The sequence below is a fragment of the Pannonibacter sp. Q-1 genome (genome assembly GCF_054073275.1).
Window position 1 is genome coordinate 24,821 of record NZ_JBSXNB010000013.1, and the last position, 20,584, is coordinate 45,404.

Consider the following 20,584-nt stretch of genomic DNA (forward strand, 5'->3'; position numbering starts at 1 on the left):
GAGCCATCATGTTTTTCAAGCAGAAAGCCCCAAGGCCCGATCTTGCCCCCATGCCGCCCGAGCGGCTGCTGGAACTGGACAATGTCGGCGTGCATTTCCCCACCCGCGACGGGCTGGTGCGGGCGGTCAACGGCGTGTCCTACCATGTCAACCGCGGCGAGGTTCTGGGCATTGTCGGGGAAAGCGGTTCGGGCAAGTCGGTCACGGCCCGCTCGATCATGCGGCTGCAGCCGCGCAATGCGCTCAATGCCAGCGGCACCATCCGCTTCCGCCGTTCATCGGGTGACGAGGTGCTGATTTCCTCCGAAGACCGGCAGAGCCGCACCATGCGCTCCCTGCGCGGCGGCGAAATCGGCATGGTGTTTCAGGAGCCGATGACGGCCCTGTCGCCGGTGCACACCATCGGCACCCAGATCATGCGCACGGTGATGCTGCACAAGAGGGTGTCCAAGGCCGAAGCGCGCAATCAGGCCATCGAGCTGCTGAAGCGCGTGCAGATGCCCCGGCCGGCCGACATCGTGGACCGTTATCCGCACCACCTGTCCGGCGGTATGCGCCAGCGGGCGATGATCGCGCTGGCGCTGGCCTGTGATCCGGCGCTGCTGATTGCCGACGAGCCGACCACGGCACTGGATGTGACCACGGAAGCCCAGATCCTGGAGTTGCTGAAGCGGCTGCAGGAAGAGCTGAACATGGCCATCGTCTTCATCACCCACAATTTCGGTGTGGTGGCCGATATCGCCGACCGGGTGGCGGTGATGTATCTGGGCCGCGTGGTGGAAACCGGCACCGTGGATGAAATCTTCTACGAGCCCAAGCACCCCTATACCCAGGCGCTGCTGCAATCGATCCCGCGCCTCGGCAAGAGCCATGGCCGCCGCCTGCGCACCATTTCCGGCATGGTGCCCGACCCCTACAACGTGCCCGGCGGCTGCTCCTTCCATCCGCGCTGCATGCATGGGGTGGCTGGTACTTGCGATGTTACCGTGCCGGAGGATGCCGTTTTCCCCAGCGGCCAGCGCGCCCGCTGCCATTTCGCCGGAACCGCCGGCATTGCGGAGGCTGCCGAATGACCGCCGCACAGGATCTCATCATGGACGAGAACACCCTCATCTCTGTCAGGGGCGTGCGGAAATATTTCCCCGTCTACGAAGGCTGGTTCCGCCGCGAGGTGGGGGCGGTGAAGGCGGTGGATGACATCACCTTCGATATCCGCAAGGGCGAGACCTTTGGCCTTGTGGGCGAAAGTGGCTCGGGCAAGTCCTCCATCGCCCGCCTCATCCTGCGGGCCTATGACCTGACCGGCGGGGAAATCCTGTTCCGGCGCGGCAATGGCTCCGTGGTGGATATTTCACGCCTCTCCGACCGGGAGATGCGCGACATCCGCCGCGAAATGCAGATGATCTTTCAGGACCCGTATTCCTCGCTCAACCCGCGCATGACGCTGCTGGAGCTGGTGGGTGAGCCCATGGTGGTGCATGGCGCTGGCTCGGAAAGCGAGATCCGCGACCGGGTGGCGGAACTGTTGCGCCTTGTCGGCCTGCGCCCGGAGTATCTGCAGCGCTATCCGCATGCCTTCTCCGGTGGCCAGCGCCAGCGCATCGGCATTGCCCGCGCGCTTGCGCTCAACCCCAGTTTCATCGCTGCGGACGAAGCGGTGTCGGCGCTGGATGTGTCCGTCGCGGCGCAGAACATCAATCTGCTGCAGGACCTGCAGGAGCAGCTGGGCCTCACCTATCTCTTCATCACCCATGACCTTGGCATGGTGGAGCATATCTCTGACCGGATCGGCGTCATGTATCTGGGCCGCCTGATGGAGGTTGGCCCGACGGAGGAGATGTTCGCCCGCCCGCTGCATCCCTACACCGAAGCCCTGCTTGCCGCTGTGCCGCAGCCGGACCCGCGCGGCAACCGCACCCGCAAGCGCGTGCCGCTGAAGGGCGAGATCGCCGACGCCATGAATGTGCCTTCCGGCTGTCCGTTCCATCCCCGCTGTCCCTACGCGGATGAAAACTGCCGCACCACGGTTCCGGCTCTGCGCACGGTGGAGGGCGGACGTCAGGTGCGCTGCCATCACGCCGAAAGCCTCACCCTGACCGGAGTTCACGGCTGATGCGCAACCTTCTTGCAGATCTGCCGCTTTCCGGCCTGCCTGAGGATGCGGATCAGGCGCCTGACTTTGCCCTTGCTGCCCGCTATCTGCCGGTGCTGCGCATGGATGATGCCGAACCCTTCCGCCCGCTGGCCGCCGGCTATGCGGTCTACCGGGAGGAGGGGCCTTCGCTGTCCTCTAGGTTCATCATCCGCCCGCGCGGGCGCACGGTGATCGAATATGCGATCTGGTACGACTGGGACATTCAGCACCTTTATGACCTTGAGCATGTCTGGGTGCATGTGGAGGCGGACGGCAGCATTGCCATGGTCGAGGCCTCACGCCATGGCGCACGCCGCCGCATGCTGCGTCCAGATGGCGCGCTGCCGGTGGAGGCGGGGCGTCCGGTCCTTTATCTGGAGCCGGGCAAACATGCCCATTGGGCCGATGACGGCGAGATGCGCAGGCACGCCGGGCCCCTCATTGCCGCCATGTGCGGTGCCTTCGCCGGGGATGGGGGCGTGCACCTCTCCAACCGGTTTTCCGATGCCGGACGCATCTCGGCCTCCCCGCTGAGCTGCCGTCTGGCGCGCCTTGCCCTGAAGCGCATGGCGTTTTCCCCGTCCTGGCAGTTCTCCCGCTGCAGCGACGAGGAAGGCGGCGTGTGCCTCATGCCCTGGTCCATGCTTGATAGCTGGGTGCCGGGGCGGGTGGAGGCGCTCGTTGCCAGTCTGGAAACCCGCGTGCCGCATCTGGCCGCGGTGTTTCTGGACTGCGGCGACACCCTGGTGGACGAGCGCACCGAGGTGAAGATCCCCGGAACGGAAGTGGTCACCAGTGCTGATCTCATTCCCGGCGCTGGCGACATGCTGCACGAACTGGTGCGCAGCGGCTACCGGCTGGCGCTGGTGGCCGATGGCCCGCGCGCGACCTTCGAGAACATTCTGAAGCATCATGGCCTGTGGGACTGCTTCGAGGCTCACATCATCTCCGGCGACATCGGCGAGTTGAAGCCTTCGCCGAAGATGTTTGCAGCTGCCTGCAAGGCGCTGAATCTTGCGGATGGCGACCGGTCGCGCACGGTGATGGTGGGCAACAATCTGGAGCGGGACATTCTGGGCGCCAACCGCTTCGGCCTCATCTCCCTCTTCCTCAACTGGTCCACCCGGCGCAGCCACAAGCCCGGCACCCGGGCCGAGCGCCCGATGTTGACCTTCAACCAGATCGGCCGCCTGCCGGATCTGCTGGAGAAAATCGAACTCAGCCTGCCGCTGCCCGGCGAAGGAGAGGATGAATGACCGCGCCCTTGACCGCATCCTCTGTTGCCGGTTTTTCCGTGACGCGAGGCAGCAGCGTGACCGCCTGGGCCATGGGGCCGGTGCATCAGACCTATTACCCCGGAACGCCGGCGCTGGCCGAGGACCGGGTGCAATACCGCTTCATCAACGGTTTCGTCGATGTGGGCGATCTGCCCTGCCGTGTCGCCCTGTGGGACGAGATCAAGACCCGAGAAGTTACGCTGGAGCCTTTCGAGGTGGAGGCGCTGAACCTGCCGGGCTTCAACCGCCGGGTGGAGTTCTCCAGCTTCTGGCACCGGCCAACCCGGCTGAAGCGCTGGCTCAAGACCCGGCTGGTGCCTTCGTCGCCTGCGCCCTGCCGCTTCCGCCTTGCCACCTGCGGCGGCGTCACCATCTGGGTGGATGGGGAAAAAGCCGTCTCCTTCGAGCCGTTCCAGCGCAACAAGGAAAGCTGTACGGACATCGTGCTGACCCTCAAGCCGGAAGGCAGTGAGGTGGTCGTGCTGACCGAAGACTTGGCCGAGCGCGATGCCATCTGGTTCTTCGAGCTGACGCTGCTGTCCGATGCGGCGATCACGGCGGTGCTGCCGGTGGATGTGGCGCCTGCTGACATTGCAGCGCTGATGGAGCTGGCCACCTCCGTGCGCCCGGAGCCGTTCCACAGCATCACCGGCGAACTGGCTCTTGTCTTTGCCCATGCGCCGGATGTGGATGTGACCATAGCCGCCCGCATCCAGCCCAGCGTGCACATGCGGGGCAAGCCGCCGCTGCTGCAATCCTCTGCCGTGCTGCGGAAGGGGGAAACACGGGTGAGCCTTCCGGGTGCTGAGGGGCTGGCCGATGCCTATCATCCGCTGGACCTGACCTTCTCCATCGGCACGGCGCGGGTGGAGCGGCACATCGCCTTTGCCACGCACCGGCTGGAAAAGCTCGACTGGCGCGCCCTGCCGCTAGCTGACCGTAAGCCGAAAGTGCTGGAGTTTCTCGCCAGCCACGGCGAAATGCGCGCCGGGCGGGCCATCGCCATGCAGGCGGCTGGAAAGCCGGTGGATGATACCTTCCGCGAGATCATCTCCAATACGCTGGAAGCCATCGATGAGCGGCGCGATTGCTCCGACTTCGTGATGGTGCCGCTGCTCTGGCTGGCGGCGGATTACGGCGCGGGCCTGCCGCAGGATCTGCGGGATGCCATCGATGCCTCGGTGCTGGGCTACCGCTACTGGGTGGATGAGCCGGGAAATGACGTGATGTGGTTCTGGAGCGAGAACCACGTGCTGTGTTTCCACGTCTCGCAATATCTCGCCGGACGGCTTTATCCCGATGCCAGTTTCACCTGTTCCGGCCGCAAGGGTGCGGAGCAGGCACGGCTTGGCGAAGAGCGGCTGATGCGCTGGTTTGACAGTGTCGAGGCGCATGGCCTCGCCGAGTGGAATTCTGCCGCCTATTACCCGATCGACTTCATCGGCCTTCTGGCGCTGGAGCATCTGGGCGACGGCCGCATCCGCGAGCGGGCGGCGCAACTGCTGGACCGGCTGTTCCTGATGATCGGCCTGCATACTTTGGGCGGTGTTCCGGCCGGCACCATGGGCCGGGCCTATGACAAGGAACTGCGCGCCGGTCCGCTGACCGAGCTTGCCCCCTTCGCCACCCTTGGCTTTGGCGAGGGCTGGCTGAATGATGGTGTGGCCGCCTTGCCGATGCTGGCGGCAGGCTCATATGCCCCGCCGCAACGTGCGCTTGACGTGGTAAATCCCGCTCCGGGAACGGCGCTGACAGCCCATTACGTGCAGGGCCATGACGAGGCGGCGCGGCTGGCGCTCTACAAGTCCGCCCATGTGCAGCTCTCCTCCATGGTGGATGGCGAGCCGGGCAAAAAGGGCCACCAGCAGCATCAGGTGGATCTGCGCTTTGCCGCCCATCCCTTTGCCCGTGCCTGGGTCAATCATCCCGGTGCCGATGATCCCTGGGGCGGCCAGCGCCCGTCCTACTGGGCGGGCAATGGCGTCATGCCCCGCGTTGGCCAGCACGGCAACGCCGCGCTGCTGGTGTTCGATCTGGGTGAGGATCCGCGCATCGGTTTCACCCACGCCTATGTGGAGTCTTCTGCCTTTGACGAGGTGCAGCAGGACGGCAACTGGCTGTTCCTGCGCTCCGGTGCCGGTTTTGCCGCTCTCTCGGCCAGCGCCCCGCTTGAGGCGGTGACGGAAGGGCCGGGCGCGGGTATCGAGTTCCGCGCCCATGCCAGCCGTTGCGGCTGGGCGGCGCTGATGGGCGAGGCTGCCGGTGCCGGTGATCCTGCCGCTGCCTTTGCCCGCTTCCGCTCCAGCGTTCAGGCCCTCGGTCTCGCCTTTGATGCAGATGCCCTCACCCTGACGCTTTCGGGGGCGGGCCATCCGTCCCTCGCGCTTTCCTGGGGCTCCGGCCTTGTTGTGGATGGCACGGCGATGCCTTTCCCCAACCGCAGCCTTGACCCGCTCATCCGGCAGTTTCCTGCCGTCTCCCATTGATCTGATCCGCCGATTGACAGGACCCCGCCATGTTGATGATCAATCCCGACACCTTGTCCGCGACGCTGTCCCGCGTGGCGGTCGGCCTAGCCCGGCTCAAGGGCATGAACGAAACCGCCGCCATTTCCGAAGATGCCTATGACCTGCAGTTCGAGGAATGGGACTGGGAAGTGGGCGTCGGCATCTACGGTCTCATCCGCCATGCGGAGGCGGTGGGCGACCGGTCGCTGATCGAGGCGATTGCCCGCTGGTATGACTGGCAGATCTCCAAGGGCATCCCGCCGCGCCAGGTCAATTCCTCCTCGCCCATGCTGCCGCTGTCGGTGCTGATCGACCATGTGGACCGGCCGGATTTCGAGGCGCTGGTGAAGGACTGGGCGGACTGGCTGATGACCAGCCTTGCCCGCACCCGCGACGGCGGTTTCCAGCATGTGGTGAAGGAGCGGATGAACGATGGCGAGTTGTGGGACGACACGCTGTTCATGACGTGCCTGTTTCTGGCCCGCGCCGGGCAGCGCTTCGGCCGGCAGGACTGGATCGAGGAAGCCTTCTATCAGTTCCTCGTGCATGAACGGTTCCTCGCCGATCCGGTCACCGGTCTGTGGTATCACGGCTGGACTTTCAACGGGAACCACAACTTCGCCAAGGCCTTCTGGGCACGCGGCAATGCCTGGATCACGGTGGCGATCCCGGAGCTGTTCGGTCTCGTCAGCGAGATTCCTGGTCATCTGAAGGCGCATCTCACCTTCATTCTGGACGCGCAGGTGCGCACGCTGGCGGCGAACCAGCGCGGCAACGGCATGTTCTGCACGCTGGTGCTGGACCCGCAGTCGCCGGAGGAAACCTCCGCCACCGCCGCCATCGCCTATGGCATTCTGCGCGGCATCGACCTTGGCCTGCTGCCGCAGGATTACCGCCCGGTGGCTGACCGGGCTCTGGCGGCGGTTCTGGAGCGGATCGATGACAGCGGCATCGTGCTGCAGGTGTCGGATGGTACGCCCATGGGCCATACGCTGGACTTCTACCGTCAGATCCCCAACGTGCCCGCCCCTTACGGTCAGGCCCTCGTCATGCTGCTGCTCGTCCGGGCGATGGCCGAGGGAAGAGGCTGACAGCTTCGGGAAAGGGCCCGCCGTTTTAGCGGGGCTTGTGTGGGCGGGACGGGTGCAGTACCGCTTGTCCCGTTCACGCCAGCTGACCGGAGATGCCCCATGACCGAAGCCCCGCTTGTTGCGCTGACCGGTGCCACCGGCTTTGCCGGCCAGTATCTGGCTGCCGATCTCATCCGCCGGGGTTACCGCCTTCGGCTGCTGCTGCGCCGTCCGGTGGAGGATGCTGTCAGCGCGGATCAGGAATTCATCGGTGACCTTGCCCGTCCGCGCAACCTTGATCAGGCGATGCGGGATGTGGATTTCGTGGTCCATTCCGCCGGCATCGCCCATGCCATGTCGGGCCGTCCCGAGGATGACTACCGGGCTGTCAACCGCGACGCGACGGCGGCACTGGCACAGGCGGCGCGCAAGGCTGGCGTGAAGCGCTTCGTGTTCCTGTCCTCCATCCGTGCCCAGTCCGGCCCTTCGGCTGATCACGTGCTGACGGAAGCAGACGCGGCACAGCCCACCGATGCCTATGGGCGCTCGAAGCTGGAGGCCGAGGCCGCGATTGCCGAAGCCGGAATGCCTTACGCCGCGCTGCGGCTGGTGCTGGTGCATGGGCCGGGCGCGAGGGGTAATCTGGAAGCGCTGTTTGCGCTGGCCCGCAAGCCCGTGCCGCTGCCCTTTGGGCTTTTCACCGGCAAGCGCTCGCTGATTTCGCTGGCCAATCTGGCGGGTGCGGTGGACTGCGTGATGCGTCTGCCGGAAGCCCCCAACCGGCCGCTGATCGTGGCGGACCCTGAACCGGTGACGCTCGCCGGGATCATTGCGGCCTACCGGCGAGGCCTGGGCCGCAGGCCGGGTCTTCTGCCGGTGCCGCCCGCCCTGCTGGAACTGGGCTTGAAACTGGCAGGCAAGGGCGAGATGGCCGAACGGCTGGGCGGCTCGCTCGCCGCCAGCCCGGCCGCGCTGATGGCGCTGGGCTGGGTGCCCGCCGAAACAACCCTCGAAGCACTTGAGGCGCTGGGCGCTCAGGACCGGCGCATCGCGGAGGCCGGCAAGCCGGTTTCCTGAACCAGTCTGCCGCTTTCCAGAAGATAGCTCGTGCTGCACAGATGCTGCCGCAGGCCCTGCTTGTGGCTGATGATCATGAGGGTCAGACCGCGTTTCTTTGCCAGCGGCAGCAGCGCCTGCCAAAGGGCGTCTTCCGACAGCGCGTCCAGCCGGGCCGTCACCTCGTCGAGGATCAGCACCCGCGTGGAGGGCAGGATCAGCCGCGTCAGCGACACACGGGTCAGTTCGCCGCCCGAAACTTCCCCCGCGTGGCGTGTTTCCCAGGCCGGATCAATGCCGAGGGCGGACAGTACCTCCTGATCCGGCGTGCCGCCGTTGCGCAGGATATCGTCGATGCGCCAGCGCGGATCGACGGCAAGCTCCGCCATCTGCGGCACATATTGCACCGGGTGCGGGCGTCCCGCGCGCAAGGGTGGCAGGGCGGAACCATTGAGACGCACGGCGCCTTCTGCTGGCGCAATAAGCCCGGCAAAACAGCGGCCGAGGCTGGTCTTGCCTGCCCCCGATAGCCCGCCAAGGCCGGTCACGCTGCCCGGCTCAAGCGTCAGGCTCACGCCGTCCAGCACCTGCTTCTGCCCGAGTTTCAGGCTCAGCCTTTCCGCGCTCAGCATGTGCCGTAGATCTCCTGCGCCCGCCACAGGGCGCGTGTGTAGGGGGCGGAAAGGGCTGATCCTTCGCTGGCAAAGCATCCGGCATCTGCCGTCTCGACGATGGCACCATCCTGCATCACGGTGATGCGCCGGGAGATGGCGGCCAGGCGTTTCAGATCGTGGCTGATCACCAGCAGGCCCTGGCCCTTCTGGGCAAGACTGGCAATCAGCGCCATGATGCGGTCCGCATTGTCCGGGTCGAGCCCGCTGGTGGGCTCGTCTGCAATGATGAAGTCTGCGCCTGAAGCAAGCGCACTGGCCAGCAGCACGCGCTTGGCCATGCCGCCGGACAGCTCATGCGGGAAGGCATGGGCCACGTCCGGCTCAAGCCCTACATCTGCCAGCAGCTTTCCGGCGTCCACCGCCCGGCCGAATGGCTTGCCGAAGCGGGCGAGTTGCGGGCCGGTGCGGGCGAGCGGGTCGAGCGCGTCAATAGTCTGCGGCGCAAGGGCAAGCGATCCGGGGCGCGGCTTCTGGCCGTCCACGGTCACATGGCCGCCTGTGATGGCATTGCCCGGCAGCAGGCCCATCAGCGCCTCAGCCACAAGGCTCTTGCCTGCCCCCGATGCGCCCGCAAGCCCCGCCACTTCGCCGCGTTCCACAGTCAGGCTCAGACCCTTAAGCGCCTGCACGGGCTGGCCGTCCGCGCTGGGGAAACTGACCGTCAGGTTGATGACCGAAAGGCTCATACGATATCCACCGCACGCGGGTCTGCTGCCTTGCGCAGGCGCTCGCCCAGAAGCTCGAAACACAGCGCCACCAGCATCAGGGCCAGACCGGGACCGGCGGCGATCCACCATTTTCCGGCCATCAGCCCGCGCAGGGATTCCGACAGCATCATGCCGATGGAGGGCAGATGCGGCTCGATGCCAAGGCCGATGAAGCTGAGGCCCGCCTCATGCAGGATGGCATGGGGGAAGATCAGCACGAAACCGGCGGCAAGCTGCGGCAGCAGATGCGGCACCAGATGCCGGCGAGAGATCCAGCCGGGGGAGCGGCCAAGGGCGCGGGAGGTCATCACATAGTCCGAGGTCAGCACCGTCTGGGCCTCATGCCGCAGCACGCGGGACAGACGCGGCCAGTGTGTGAGGGAAACCGCAATGATCACTCCCGTGGTGCCGCCGCCTGCGGCGTAGCAGATGAGGATCAGCAGCACGAAATGCGGCAGGCCGAGCGCCAGTTCCGTTACCCCGCCCAGCAGCCGGTCTGTCCGCCGGTCGAGACTTGCGGCAAGACCGATGGCGAGCGCGATCAGCGTTGAAAGGGCGGCAGAGAAAAACCCCACCCAGATGCTGCGGCCAAGGGCGGAGAGCGTGCGGGCGGCCAGGTCCCGGCCCAGAAGATCGGTGCCCATGGGATGGGCCAGCGAGGGCGGCAGGCCGCGTGCTGCCGGGTTCACCGCATACCAGCTTTCCGGAACCAGAGGCGCAGCAAGGCCGATGGCGGCGATGAGCCCAAGCGCGGCAAGCCCCAGCAGGGCAACGCGCTTCTGCGGATTGCTGCGCGGCATGGCAGGAAGGGCCTGCGCGGGGGCGGCGCTGCCAGTCTGGGCAAGGCTCATGCCGGATTCCTCCTTGCAAGGCGCGGGTCGAGCAGCCTTGCGGCAATGTCGGCGGCAAGGTTTCCGGCAAAGACGAACAGCAGCGTGGCAAGGCCGATGCCGATCAGCAGCGGCGCATCTGCGCCCGTTGCGGCGCGCACGGTTGCCTGCCCGAGGCCTGGCCATGCAAAGACGGTTTCGGCCAGCACGGAGCCGCCGAACAACTCGCCCGCACCCGCCAGATGCACGGTCAGGGCGCAGCCGAGTGCGTGGCGCAGGCCCGGCCCGAAAGCCAGCGGCAGGCTCGCCCAGCCATGGGCGCCCAGATGCCGCCCCGCAGGGCTGTCGAGAAAGGCAATCATGCTCTGGCGCGTGTGCAGGATCAGCGGCGCAATGCCGACGATGGAGAGCGAGATAGCCGGCAGGATCATGTGCCACAGGCGCTGGCCAAGGGTGGCTTCATCGGCCTGCAGTCCCGGCGGGGCGGCGCAGCAGGCAGGCAGCCAGTTGAGGCCCACGGCAAACATGGCGACCAGCAGCAGCGCCACCCAGAAGCCGGGGCTGGAGGCGAGCATCACCGAAAAGCCCCGGATGATCCGGTCCGGCCAGCGCCCGCGCGTGGCCGCGGCCACCGTGCCAAGGCCAAGACCGAGCACGAAGGAAAAGGCAAAGGCCGCCGCAATCAGCGCCAGCGAGGCGGGAAACCGGTCGCGGATGATGTCGAGCACGGGCGCGTTGTAGGTGATGGAATTGCCGAAGTCGCCGGAGAGCGCGTTGCCGGCCCAGCGGAGAAACCGCTCGCCGAATGGATCGTTCAAGCCCCAGGCCGCCGCAATCGCCTCGCGCTGCTCCGGCCCCACCTGCATCATCTTCGCGCCGACAAAGCTCTGCACCGGGTCGATGGGCGCCAGCGAGACCAGCGCAAACAGCCCAAAGGCCCCCACCGGCACCATCCATGCAAGCCGGATCAAGCGGTCGCGGAGCAGAGGCAACAGCCAGTCAGTCATGATGGCTGCCTTCCTTTGCCGGGTGTGCAGGGGCGCGTCCATTGCGGACAGCTAACCGCAGTGATGCATCAGTATGGCCGCTGCGGCTCTTTGCCTGGGCAGTGTTTACATCGGACTTCCGGTCAGGCACCAGCTCCTCTCCCCCCTTGAGGGGGAGATGCCCCCGGCAGAGGGCAGAGGGGGGTAACGGACTGTCACTGCGTGAGAGAGGTAGTGCCTTGCCGAAGCGCTGCCACCCCCCTCTGTCTGCTGGCGCAGACATCTCCCCCTCAAGGGGGGAGAGGGGCGCTGCGGCAAAAGGAGAGGGCCATTTTCCTCTCAAGCGGCCCGTAAGACCGGAACGTTCAGCCCTCACTGGCATGTCCAGCGCCAGTCTTCGAGATTGCGGGTGATGGGGAAGCCGTGGCCGTGGGGCTGGACCTGCTGGCGGCCGGTGTCGAGGCAGTCCGACACCCAGTAGGAATGCTCCAGATTGACGAGCCAGGCCCAGGCGGCATCGCCTTTGGAGCCGAAACCGGTGGCGCCGTCCCATTGCGCCGCCTGCCAGAAGGGCAGGGAGGCTTCGAAGCTTTCTGCGCCTTCAGCCTTGGCAAAGGCGGCATCAACGGCTGGGTTGTTGTAATAGCCCGGATTGTAATAGCCCGCGCCCGCATAGCGGCTGCCGTTCAGCCGGACCATCTCCGCCGGGCTGTGCGAGCCGAAGCCGAAGAGCACGGCATTGGCATGCATCAGGGTGCGGATTTCGGTCCAGCTCTTGCCTTGTGGGGTGATGCGGATGCCGATCGCTTTCGCCTGTTCCACGACGCCAAGCGTCAGTGCCTGCCGGGTGGAATCGGACGCCGGATAAAGCAGGGTGAAGGCGGCATCCTTGCCGTCCTTTTCCAGAACGCCATCGCCGTTGCTGTCGCGCCAGCCGCCTGCGGCCAACGTGGCGCGGGCCGCTTCACTATCGCCGCCCTTCACATTCGCATCTGCATTGTCCCAGGGCAGGCCGTCAGCCGGACCATAGGCGGGCCGTCCATGGCCAGAGAGGGCGAGATCCACCAGTGCCTGCCGGTCCAGCGCCTCGTTCAGCGCCGCGCGGATGGCCTTGTCCGAGGTCACGCTGTTGCCGATCGGATAGCCTTCATCCGTCTTCGCGCCTGTTTCCGGCACCATCGGGAACATGACGCCGCGATTGTCCACGGTCTTCACATGCAGGCTTTTCATGCCTTGCGGCGTCTCGTCCACCAGCGAGGAAGGTACGGCCACGAGCTGGGCGGCGCCCGTGCGGGCGAGGCTGACGGCAGCATCTTCCGAGCCGAAGACGAAGCTGACGCGGGAGAAGCCGGGCTTCGTGCCATGCCAATGCGGGTTCGGTTCCACCACCAGCTGTTCGCCTTCGCGCCATTCGACCAGCTTGAAAGGGCCGGAGCCGATGGGCTTGCGGGCATAGTCCGGGCCATAGGCGGCTTTCGGCACGATGCCGAGGCTGGCAAGGCGGCTGGTGAAGGTGATCTGCGGTTCCTTCAGCTCGATTTCCAGCGTGTAGGGTCCGGTGGCGCGCGCCTCGCGCAGATTGGTGAGGTCCACGACGCCGCCTGCATCACGCGCCATGTTGTAGGTGAAGGCTGCATCTTCCGCCGTCAGGCCGGTGCCGTCAGAGAATTTTGCATCCTCGCGCAGGGTCAGCGTCCAGGTCTTGCGGTCATCCGAAAGGGTCCATGCGGTTGCCAGATCACCAGTGAGGTTCAGATCCGTGTCGAGCTTCAGCAAGGTGGACTGGAACAGCGGATTGCCATAGGAGCCCCAGCCGGTGATAGGGTCAAAACCGGTTTCCGGCTCGCCTCCCACCGCCAGCACCAGCGCCGGGGGGGCGGGTTGCGCCGTCACGCTGGCGGCGGCAAGCAGCCCGAAAGCAAGGGCGGAGGCGGTGGCAAAAAGGCGGCTGCGCAGATGCATGGGGCGGTCGTCCTGACGAGTATGAAATTCATTTTGTTTTTTCATACTGCATCTGGCGGCAATCCGATGCAAGTCTCTTGGCAGGGCCGCCTTGCCCAAATTGGCGGCATGGTTGAACACGAGGCGGAGACACAGGGCCCATGCAGCGGATCACGATCAGCATCGAGGATGATCTTCTGGACGAGCTGGACGCCTTCATGGCGCGCTCGGGTGCGACCAACCGCTCCGAAGCCCTGCGTGATCTTCTGCGGCGCGGGCTGGCGCGCAAGGCCTCGGGCAATGCGCAATGCGTCGGCGTGCTCAGCTATACGGTGGATCTGTCGATGCGCGACCTTGGCCGCCGGGTGCCCCAGTCCCGGCATGAGCATCACCACATGGCTGTTGCCGCGCTGTCCGTGCCGCTGGACCACACGGTGGCGGTGGAAGTGGCGGTGATGCGCGGGCCGGTGGAGACGGTGGAGAACTACGCCAATGGCCTCTTCACCGAACGGGGCGTGCGCCACGGCGCGCTGTCACTTGTGCCCATCAGTGAGGAAGAGGAGGTGCATCAGCATGGCGATGGCGCCAGCCACAGCCATATGCACCTCAAGGTGCGCGATAGTTTCTGACCTCAGTCTGCATCATTCCCGGCGGCAAAGTCAGCCGGGCGCGCGGCGATGAGATCGCGCAGCAGCGGATTGGGGAAGCGGCGGGACAGGGTGACCGCATAGAAGCTTTCTGTCAGTCCCTCCAGCCGGTCGATTTCCCGCAAGAGGCCGCTGGCCAGCTCGTCCCGCACCACGATGGGCGGCATCACGGCGAGGCCAAGCCCCTCGCGGGCGAGAAGACGCATCATCGCCATGTCATCCACCTCGGCGGCAATCTGCGGGCTGACATCCAGTCTGGCGGCCAGTGCATCGAAACCGGTGCGCACGCTGCTGTCCCGCGTCGGCAGGATCAGCGGCGCGCGGGCAAGATGTTCGCCAAGGCTCAGGCCCGCCGTGAGTGCATCCGGCCGGCCGATGAGGCTGACGGGCTGTTCGGCCAGCTTGTGGGCGATGAAGGGCAGATCCGCCTTGTTCTCCGGCGGGCGGGTCAGCAGCACCACGTCAAGGTTCAGCGTTTCCAGCTGATGCAGCAATTCCGCCGGCGAGCCGGAGCGCAGCACCACTTCCACATCCGACCGCCCCAGCACCGGGCGCAGGAAGGCAATCTGGAAGTTGCGCGACAGCGTTGCCATGCCGCCCACCCGCAGCACCTGCCGGGTGGTGCCGGTCTGGCGCAGGGTGGCGATCAGTTCTTCTCCGGCTGAGAAGATGGCGTCCGCATGATCCAGTGCGATCCGCCCGGCCTCGGTCAGATGCAGCTGGCGGCCCCGCCGCTCGAACAGGGCATGGCCCAGCCGCTCCTCCAACTGGCGGATCTGTACGGACAGGGCCGACTGCGACAGGTTCAGCCGCTCCGCCGTGCGGGTCAGATTGCCATCATGGGCCACGGCCCGGAAATAGCGCAGGTGATGATAGTTCAGGTCAGGCATAGTTCTATTTTATAGAACGAAAACGCACAAACAATGTATTTTTATTGGGTTTGGCGGGCTGATACCAACTGCGGCGTCCGAGTAACCCGGAGGTTCCGATGCCTGAAATGTCCGCCGCGCTTCTGCCTGCTGCGCTTCTCTCTGCCGCGTCCCATGGCGTGATTGCCGTTGCTGGCGCTGCCGGGCTGCTGGCTCTCGTGGCCTCCGTGGCTGCGCTGCGTCCTGTGCTGCGGCGGAGCCGCCGTCCCCATCCGCTGCCGCGCCTGGCTGAGCTTTCCGGTCTTGCGGCCTTTCTTCTGGCGCTGGCGGCTCTGGCCGGTTTCCTGATCACGGGTCCGCAGCAGGTCATCGTGCAGACGGGACATCCGCTGGCGGATCTGTTCATGCCCGGTCTGCGGCTGGATGCGGTGTCGGTCACCATGCTGGTGCTGGTCAGCTTCATCGGCTGGATCGTGCTGCGCTACTCGCGGACCTATCTCGACGGCGAAGCGCGGCAGGGGGCCTTTACGGGCTGGCTGTGCCTGACGCTGGCGGCCGTGATCCTGCTCGTCTCTGCCGCGACGCTGGCGCAGATCTGGCTTGCCTGGGTGATGGCCAGCCAGTCGCTGATGCAGCTGCTGCGGTTCTATCCGGAACGGCCGGGTGTGACCAAGGTGCTGGCCAAGAAGCGGCTGAGCGCCTGGACGGGCGATGCGGTGCTGCTGGCCGGTGTGCTCGCGCTGGGCTTCACCTATGGCACGGGTGACATCGCGGCCATTCTGGCTGAGGCCCGGATGGGCGAAGGCGGCACGCTGGCGGTCGCGGCGGCTGCACTCATTGCTCTGGCTGCCTGCCTCAAGTCGGCGCAGTTCCCGCTGCACGGCTGGCTGACGGAAGTGATGGAAGCCCCGACCCCGGTGTCGGCCCTGCTGCATGCGGGCGTCATCAATGCGGGCGGTTTCCTGCTGGTGCGCTTTGCCGATGTGATGCTGCTCAGCCCCGGTGTGCTGGCACTGCTGGTGGTGATCGGCGGCTTCACGGCGCTCTTCGGCGCGCTGGTGATGCTGACCCAGCCTCTGGTGAAGACGGCGCTTGCCTGGTCCACCGTGGCGCAGATGGGCTTCATGGTCCTGCAGTGCGGTTTCGGCCTGTTCCATCTGGCGCTGCTGCACATCGTGGCTCATTCGCTCTACAAGGCCCACGCCTTCCTCTCCTCGGGCACGGCGGTGGAAGCTGTGACCGCAGCCTCCCGGCCGGGGCCGGTGGCAGTGCCGGAAGCCAGAGCCGTGGCGCGGGCCTTTGCGCTGGCGGTGGGTGTCTATGCCCTGGCGGCTGCGGCCTTCGGCTGGGCCGACAAGCCGCCGCAGGCGCTGGCCCTCGGTGTCATCCTCATCTTCGGTGTGGCCTATCTGATGGCGCAGGGGCTGGCTGGTGCCGCGCCGCGCGGGCTGATGCTGCGCACGATTGCCGCCTCGCTGGCAACCGCTGCAGCCTACTTCGCCTTCCACGGTGTGGCTGCAGCCATCTACGGCGGCACGCTGCCACCGGTGCCGGAGCCCGGCCCGCTGGAAACGGCCCTGCTGCTGCTGTCGCTGGCAACCTTCGGTGTGATCGCGGTGACGCAGGCGATGTTCCCGCTCTGGGCGGCGCATCCGGCTGCAGCTGGCCTCAGGGTGCATCTCGCCAACGGGCTTTACGTCAATGCGCTGCTGGACCGCTGGCTGGCCCGGCCCGCCCTGCGCTCCTGACCTGCCGACCTCTTCCTGTCCTTTTCTCCGAACGGGAGACCTGAAATGACCCTGCACATGCATCCGGCTGCAGCCGCTTCTCTTGGTGATACGCTTCCCGCCCTGCCGCTCGCCACCGTTATGGAGGCCGCACAGGCCGCCCAGCGGCAGATCCCGCCTGCCTTCCCGCTGGCGGCAACCGTCGCCGTCAATCCCTTCCTTGGCCAGACGGGCATGACCCTTGCCCAGACGGCTGCAAAGCTGGCCCGGCTGGCCGGTGTGCGCATCACTCCGCCCCGCAGCGTCTTTGCCGCCAAGCTGGCGGCGGGGGATCTGACACGGGAAGACATCGCACAGGCACTTGCGGCAAGCCCTGAGCCGCTGCCCCTCGATGCCGGGGCGGTCATCGCCCGGCTGAATGCCGAGCGGTCCGCACCCCAGGCTCTGCCCACCGTCGCGGCACTTGCCACGGCGCTGGGGGACTGGGATTTCGAGGCGCTGGTGACCGACCGGATGGGCGCATTCTGTGCCGCGCTGTTCGATGAGGGCCAGGCACTCTGGCCGCTGGCGAAGGGCCGCTCGGTCTATGCCGGCTGGCAGATGAACGGCTCGCATGACCTCACGCCCGAAATCATGGGGCTGACAGGCTTTGGCGCCTTCGTTGCCGCCGCACCGGATACGGCGCAGGGCGCTCTCCTGCGGGCCGTGACGACGCTGGGTCTGACGGGTGAGGCGCTGGAAAGCTATTTCCATCAGCTGCTGCTCGGTCTTGGCGGCTGGGCGCAGGCCGCCCGCTACCGGCTGTGGGAGGCAGAGCTTTCCGGCAGCACGGATGCAACGCTTCTTGACCTCTTGGCCATCCGGCTCGTGTGGGAAGAGGCACTGTTCCTGCATCTGGCCGGGCAGGGCATCAAGGGAGAGGCTGCCCTGCTGAAGTGGCGGCAGACGGCCGCTGCCCATGCCCAGCCTGTCCTGCCTGCCGAAGACATGATCATCGACGCGGTGCTGCAGGAAGCATCGGAGCGGGCCACGCAGCGCAAGCTTTCCGGCAAGCTGGCCGCCCGCAAGACGCCGCTTGCCGCCAGCGCCGTGGAGAGGCCCGCCGTGCAGGCAGCCTTCTGCATCGACGTGCGTTCGGAAGTGTTCCGGCGGGCGCTGGAGTCGCTGGATCCTGCCATCCGGACCCTTGGCTTTGCCGGTTTCTTCGGCATCGGCACCAGCCACCGGGGCTTTGCCTCAAGCCGGGCGGAAAAGCGGTTGCCCGTGCTCCTGCAGCCGGCCCGGTTCTCCTGCTCAACGCCGGTTGGACAGGAAGAGGCAGACAGGAACACCCGGATTGCGGCGCGCGCAAAGCGGGCCTTTGGCCGGTTCCGGCAGGCGGCTGTGTCATCCTTTGCCTTTGTCGAGGCGGCAGGTCCGCTCTATGCGGCCAAGCTGGTCAAGGATGCGCTGCTGCCGGCAAAGGCTGCGGCTGACGTCACACCCGCACCCCGGTTTGACCCGCCGCTGGCGCCAGATCAGGCGGTTGCCACGGCGGCCACCGTGCTGCGGGCCATGTCGCTGACGCAAGGCTTTGCCCGGATCGTGCTGATTGCGGGCCATGGCTCGGATGTGCGCAACAACCTGCATTCCAGCGCCCTGCAATGCGGCGCCTGCGGCGGCCATTCCGGCGAGGTCAACGCCCGGCTTCTGGCGGGGCTTCTGAATGACCCGGTAGTGCGGGCAGGGCTGACCACTGAAGGCATCAGCATCCCTGAGGACACCCTGTTCCTCGCCGGACTGCATGACACCGCCTCTGATGGCGTCACACTCTATGAGGGCGATGTGGATGTATCTGCCCATGCGCAGGATCTGGCGCAGCTGAAGGACTGGCTGGCATCGGCTGGCGCTCTGGCGCGGGCGGAACGGGCAGAGAAGCTGCCGGGGGCTGATCGGCAGCAGGCGATGGGCGCAAGGGCGCGGGACTGGTCGCAGACCCGGCCCGAATGGGGCCTCGCAGGCTGCGCCGCCTTCATCGCCGCCCCGCGCCAGCACAGCGCCGGGGCCGATCTCGGGGGGCGGGTGTTCCTGCACGACTATGTGGCAGAAAAGGACGAAGGCTTCCGCGTGCTGGAATTGATCCTCACCGCACCGGTCGTCGTCGCCAGCTGGATCAGTCTGCAATATTACGGCTCGGCCGTGGTGCCGCAGCTTTTCGGTGCGGGCAACAAGCTGCTGCACAATGCGGCTGGCGGCATGGGCGTGGTGGAAGGCAATGGCGGCCTGTTGCGCACCGGCCTCACCTGGCAGTCGGTGCATGACGGGGAAAAGCTGATGCACGAGCCGCTGCGGCTGACCGTGATGGTGGAAGCACCGGAACAGGCCGTGTTGGACATCCTCTCCCGCCATCCCGGCGTGCGGGCCCTGTTCGACCAGCGCTGGCTGCATCTGCTTCTGCTGGATGATGAGGGCAAGCCGGTCAGCCGCTATGCCGGCGGGCTGAGCTTTTCGCCGCTGGGGTGAGGGGAGATGTGAACCACAAGCTTCCCCCGTAGTTATCCCGGATCTCCGCTTTGCTGCGTCCGGGATGACTACGGAGAAGTGAACGTTATTACCTGCTGCCTTCCCCTCACGTCCCGCAGAACGTGCGGTAGGGGCCGAAGGTGGAGGGGGCGGGTTCGGCGTAGGGCTCAAGGCCCGGGCGCTCGGTGAAGGGCTGGGAGATAACATCCACCAGCCTGTCGAAGGGCTCAAGATCGCCCTCTGTGGCGGCGGAAAGGGCTTCCTCCACCTTGTGATTGCGCGGGATGTAGATGGGGTTCACCGCTTCCATCGCAGCCCGGCGCCGGGTGGGCGCCATGCTGTCGCGGGCAAGGCGAGCCGTGTAGGCTTGCGTGAAGTCTGCGATACGCTCCGTGCCACCGAAGAACGGGGCGAGGGCGGCCTCGCCCTCATCCGCGAAGCGGCAGAGGGCCCGGAAGGTGCCGGTGAAATCCGCCGCATGCTGGCCCGGGGCGCCCTGCGGCGTGCTCATGGCGGCAAGCAGCGATTTCACCAGGGCGTCGTCGCCCTCTTCGCTGGAGGCAAGGCCAAGCTTCGCCCGCGCGCCGTTGATCCAGGCGGTCTGGAAATGCTCCGCATAGCCGTTGACGCAGGCGCCGGCCTTCTCGATGGCCGCATCTTCATCATCCCCCATCAGCGGCAGAAGAGCCTCGGCCAGCCGGGCAAGGTTCCACTGGGCGATGGCCGGCTGGTTGCCATAGGCGTAGCGGCCATGGGTGTCGATGGAGCTGAACACGGTCCTGAGGTCATAGCCTTCCATGAAGGCGCAAGGGCCGTAGTCGATGGTCTCGCCCGAAATGGTCATGTTGTCGGTGTTCATCACACCGTGGATGAAGCCAACGAGCATCCATTGCGCCACCAGAAAGGCCTGCCGCCGGACCACGCGATCCAGCAGGCCAAGAGCTGCCTCGGGCGTCACCTTGCCATCCGGAGCAAGGCCGGGGTCGTGGCGGGCGATGGTATGGGCGGCAAGCTTCGTCAGCCGGGCAATATCACCGCGTGCGGCAAAGAACTGGAACGTGCCCACCCGGATGTGGCTTGAGGCCACCCGCGCCAGCACGGCGCCGGGCAGAACGCTGTCGCGCAGCACCGGTGCCCCGGTCGCGACGGCCGCCAGCGCCCGCGTCGTGGGGATGCCGAGGGCATGCATGGCTTCGCCGATGACATATTCCCGCAGCACCGGCCCCACGGCAGCCTTGCCGTCCCCTCCGCGGGAAAAAGGCGTCTGGCCGGAGCCTTTCAGATGCAGGTCAAAGCGCCTGCCATCCGGGTCGAGGATTTCCCCCAGCAGCAGCGCCCGGCCATCGCCCAGCTGCGGCGAGAAGCCGCCGAACTGATGCCCGGCATAGGCCTGCGCCAATGGAGACGCCCCTTCCGGCGCCACGGAGCCGGAGAAGATCTGTGCCCCTTCGTCACCGGCCAGCCGCACCGCATCCAGCCCCAGCGTTCTGGCCAGATCCTTGTTGAATTTCAGCATCCGGGGCGCAGGCGCAGGCGCGCCGTTCCAGGCCACATAGAGGCCTTCAAGCTCGCGGGCGTAGCTGTTGTCGAAACGGAAAAGCGGCTCGGTCATCGGTATTCCGGCAATGCGGCCCGGCGGGCGTGGAGAAACAGGCTG

16 protein-coding genes are annotated in these 20,584 nt (G+C 66.4%); 9 read left to right on the forward strand and 7 right to left on the reverse strand.

Annotated elements, in window-relative coordinates; genetic code table 11:
- Positions 1 to 8: 8 nt before the first annotated feature.
- The 6 genes from ACVNHC_RS23940 to ACVNHC_RS23965 all read left to right on the forward strand — a co-directional run bounded on the left by ACVNHC_RS23940 (position 9) and on the right by ACVNHC_RS23965 (position 8,065).
- Entirely contained in the window at positions 9 to 1,073 is a 1,065-nt protein-coding gene (locus ACVNHC_RS23940) for an ABC transporter ATP-binding protein (protein WP_208977513.1), read from the forward strand.
- Positions 1,070 to 2,113 (forward strand): ABC transporter ATP-binding protein, encoded by a 1,044-nt coding sequence (locus tag ACVNHC_RS23945; RefSeq protein ID WP_457169827.1) that lies wholly within the window; start codon positions 1,070 to 1,072, stop codon positions 2,111 to 2,113. Before ACVNHC_RS23940 ends, ACVNHC_RS23945 begins: the two co-directional genes overlap by 4 nt.
- Positions 2,113 to 3,390: an HAD family hydrolase gene (locus ACVNHC_RS23950; protein ID WP_457169828.1), complete on the forward strand. Its 1,278-nt coding sequence runs from the start codon at positions 2,113 to 2,115 to the stop codon at positions 3,388 to 3,390. The genes ACVNHC_RS23945 and ACVNHC_RS23950 overlap by 1 nt, the downstream gene beginning before the upstream one ends.
- The gene (locus ACVNHC_RS23955; RefSeq protein ID WP_457169829.1) at positions 3,387 to 5,897 is read left to right on the forward strand and encodes a hypothetical protein; all 2,511 of its coding nucleotides are present in this window, start codon (positions 3,387 to 3,389) and stop codon (positions 5,895 to 5,897) included. Before ACVNHC_RS23950 ends, ACVNHC_RS23955 begins: the two co-directional genes overlap by 4 nt.
- A 35-nt stretch (positions 5,898 to 5,932) precedes the next feature.
- Complete coding sequence (gene bglB / locus ACVNHC_RS23960) at positions 5,933 to 7,009, forward strand: beta-galactosidase BglB (protein ID WP_457169847.1); 1,077 nt, start codon at positions 5,933 to 5,935, stop codon at positions 7,007 to 7,009.
- Positions 7,010 to 7,108: 99 nt separating this feature from the next.
- Positions 7,109 to 8,065, forward strand: a complete 957-nt coding sequence (locus ACVNHC_RS23965; protein ID WP_457169830.1) for an NAD-dependent epimerase/dehydratase family protein — start codon at positions 7,109 to 7,111, stop codon at positions 8,063 to 8,065.
- Here the strand turns inward: ACVNHC_RS23965 and ACVNHC_RS23970 are convergent.
- The 5 genes from ACVNHC_RS23970 to ACVNHC_RS23990 all read right to left on the reverse strand — a co-directional run bounded on the left by ACVNHC_RS23970 (position 8,023) and on the right by ACVNHC_RS23990 (position 13,203).
- Positions 8,023 to 8,676, reverse strand: a complete 654-nt coding sequence (locus ACVNHC_RS23970; RefSeq protein WP_457169831.1) for an ATP-binding cassette domain-containing protein — start codon at positions 8,674 to 8,676, stop codon at positions 8,023 to 8,025. The two genes, ACVNHC_RS23965 and ACVNHC_RS23970, sit on opposite strands and share 43 nt — an antisense overlap.
- Positions 8,670 to 9,404 (reverse strand): ATP-binding cassette domain-containing protein, encoded by a 735-nt coding sequence (locus ACVNHC_RS23975; RefSeq protein ID WP_457169832.1) that lies wholly within the window; start codon positions 9,402 to 9,404, stop codon positions 8,670 to 8,672. The genes ACVNHC_RS23970 and ACVNHC_RS23975 overlap by 7 nt, the downstream gene beginning before the upstream one ends.
- Entirely contained in the window at positions 9,401 to 10,276 is an 876-nt protein-coding gene (locus ACVNHC_RS23980) for an ABC transporter permease (protein ID WP_457169833.1), read from the reverse strand. The genes ACVNHC_RS23975 and ACVNHC_RS23980 overlap by 4 nt, the downstream gene beginning before the upstream one ends.
- Positions 10,273 to 11,262, reverse strand: a complete 990-nt coding sequence (locus ACVNHC_RS23985; protein WP_457169834.1) for an ABC transporter permease — start codon at positions 11,260 to 11,262, stop codon at positions 10,273 to 10,275. The genes ACVNHC_RS23980 and ACVNHC_RS23985 overlap by 4 nt, the downstream gene beginning before the upstream one ends.
- 351 nt (positions 11,263 to 11,613) lie before the next feature.
- Positions 11,614 to 13,203: an ABC transporter substrate-binding protein gene (locus ACVNHC_RS23990; protein ID WP_457169835.1), complete on the reverse strand. Its 1,590-nt coding sequence runs from the start codon at positions 13,201 to 13,203 to the stop codon at positions 11,614 to 11,616.
- A gap of 140 nt (positions 13,204 to 13,343) precedes the next feature.
- On the opposite strand from ACVNHC_RS23990, the gene nikR reads away from it, so the two are divergent.
- Positions 13,344 to 13,811, forward strand: a complete 468-nt coding sequence (gene nikR, locus ACVNHC_RS23995; protein ID WP_050472307.1) for a nickel-responsive transcriptional regulator NikR — start codon at positions 13,344 to 13,346, stop codon at positions 13,809 to 13,811.
- 2 nt (positions 13,812 to 13,813) lie between these two features.
- Here the strand turns inward: nikR and ACVNHC_RS24000 are convergent, their stop codons facing one another.
- On the reverse strand, positions 13,814 to 14,719 hold the full coding sequence (locus ACVNHC_RS24000) for a LysR family transcriptional regulator (protein WP_457169836.1): 906 nt from the start codon (positions 14,717 to 14,719) through the stop codon (positions 13,814 to 13,816).
- Between the two features lie 98 nt (positions 14,720 to 14,817).
- On the opposite strand from ACVNHC_RS24000, the gene ACVNHC_RS24005 reads away from it, so the two are divergent.
- A complete protein-coding gene (locus tag ACVNHC_RS24005; protein ID WP_457169837.1) occupies positions 14,818 to 16,446 on the forward strand; it encodes a proton-conducting transporter transmembrane domain-containing protein in 1,629 nt (542 codons plus the stop codon).
- 45 nt (positions 16,447 to 16,491) lie between these two features.
- Positions 16,492 to 18,927 (forward strand): YbcC family protein, encoded by a 2,436-nt coding sequence (locus ACVNHC_RS24010; protein ID WP_457169838.1) that lies wholly within the window; start codon positions 16,492 to 16,494, stop codon positions 18,925 to 18,927.
- Between the two features lie 106 nt (positions 18,928 to 19,033).
- Here the strand turns inward: ACVNHC_RS24010 and ACVNHC_RS24015 are convergent, their stop codons facing one another.
- The gene (locus ACVNHC_RS24015) at positions 19,034 to 20,539 is read right to left on the reverse strand and encodes a protein adenylyltransferase SelO (protein WP_457169839.1); all 1,506 of its coding nucleotides are present in this window, start codon (positions 20,537 to 20,539) and stop codon (positions 19,034 to 19,036) included.
- Between the last annotated feature and the right edge of the window lie 45 nt (positions 20,540 to 20,584).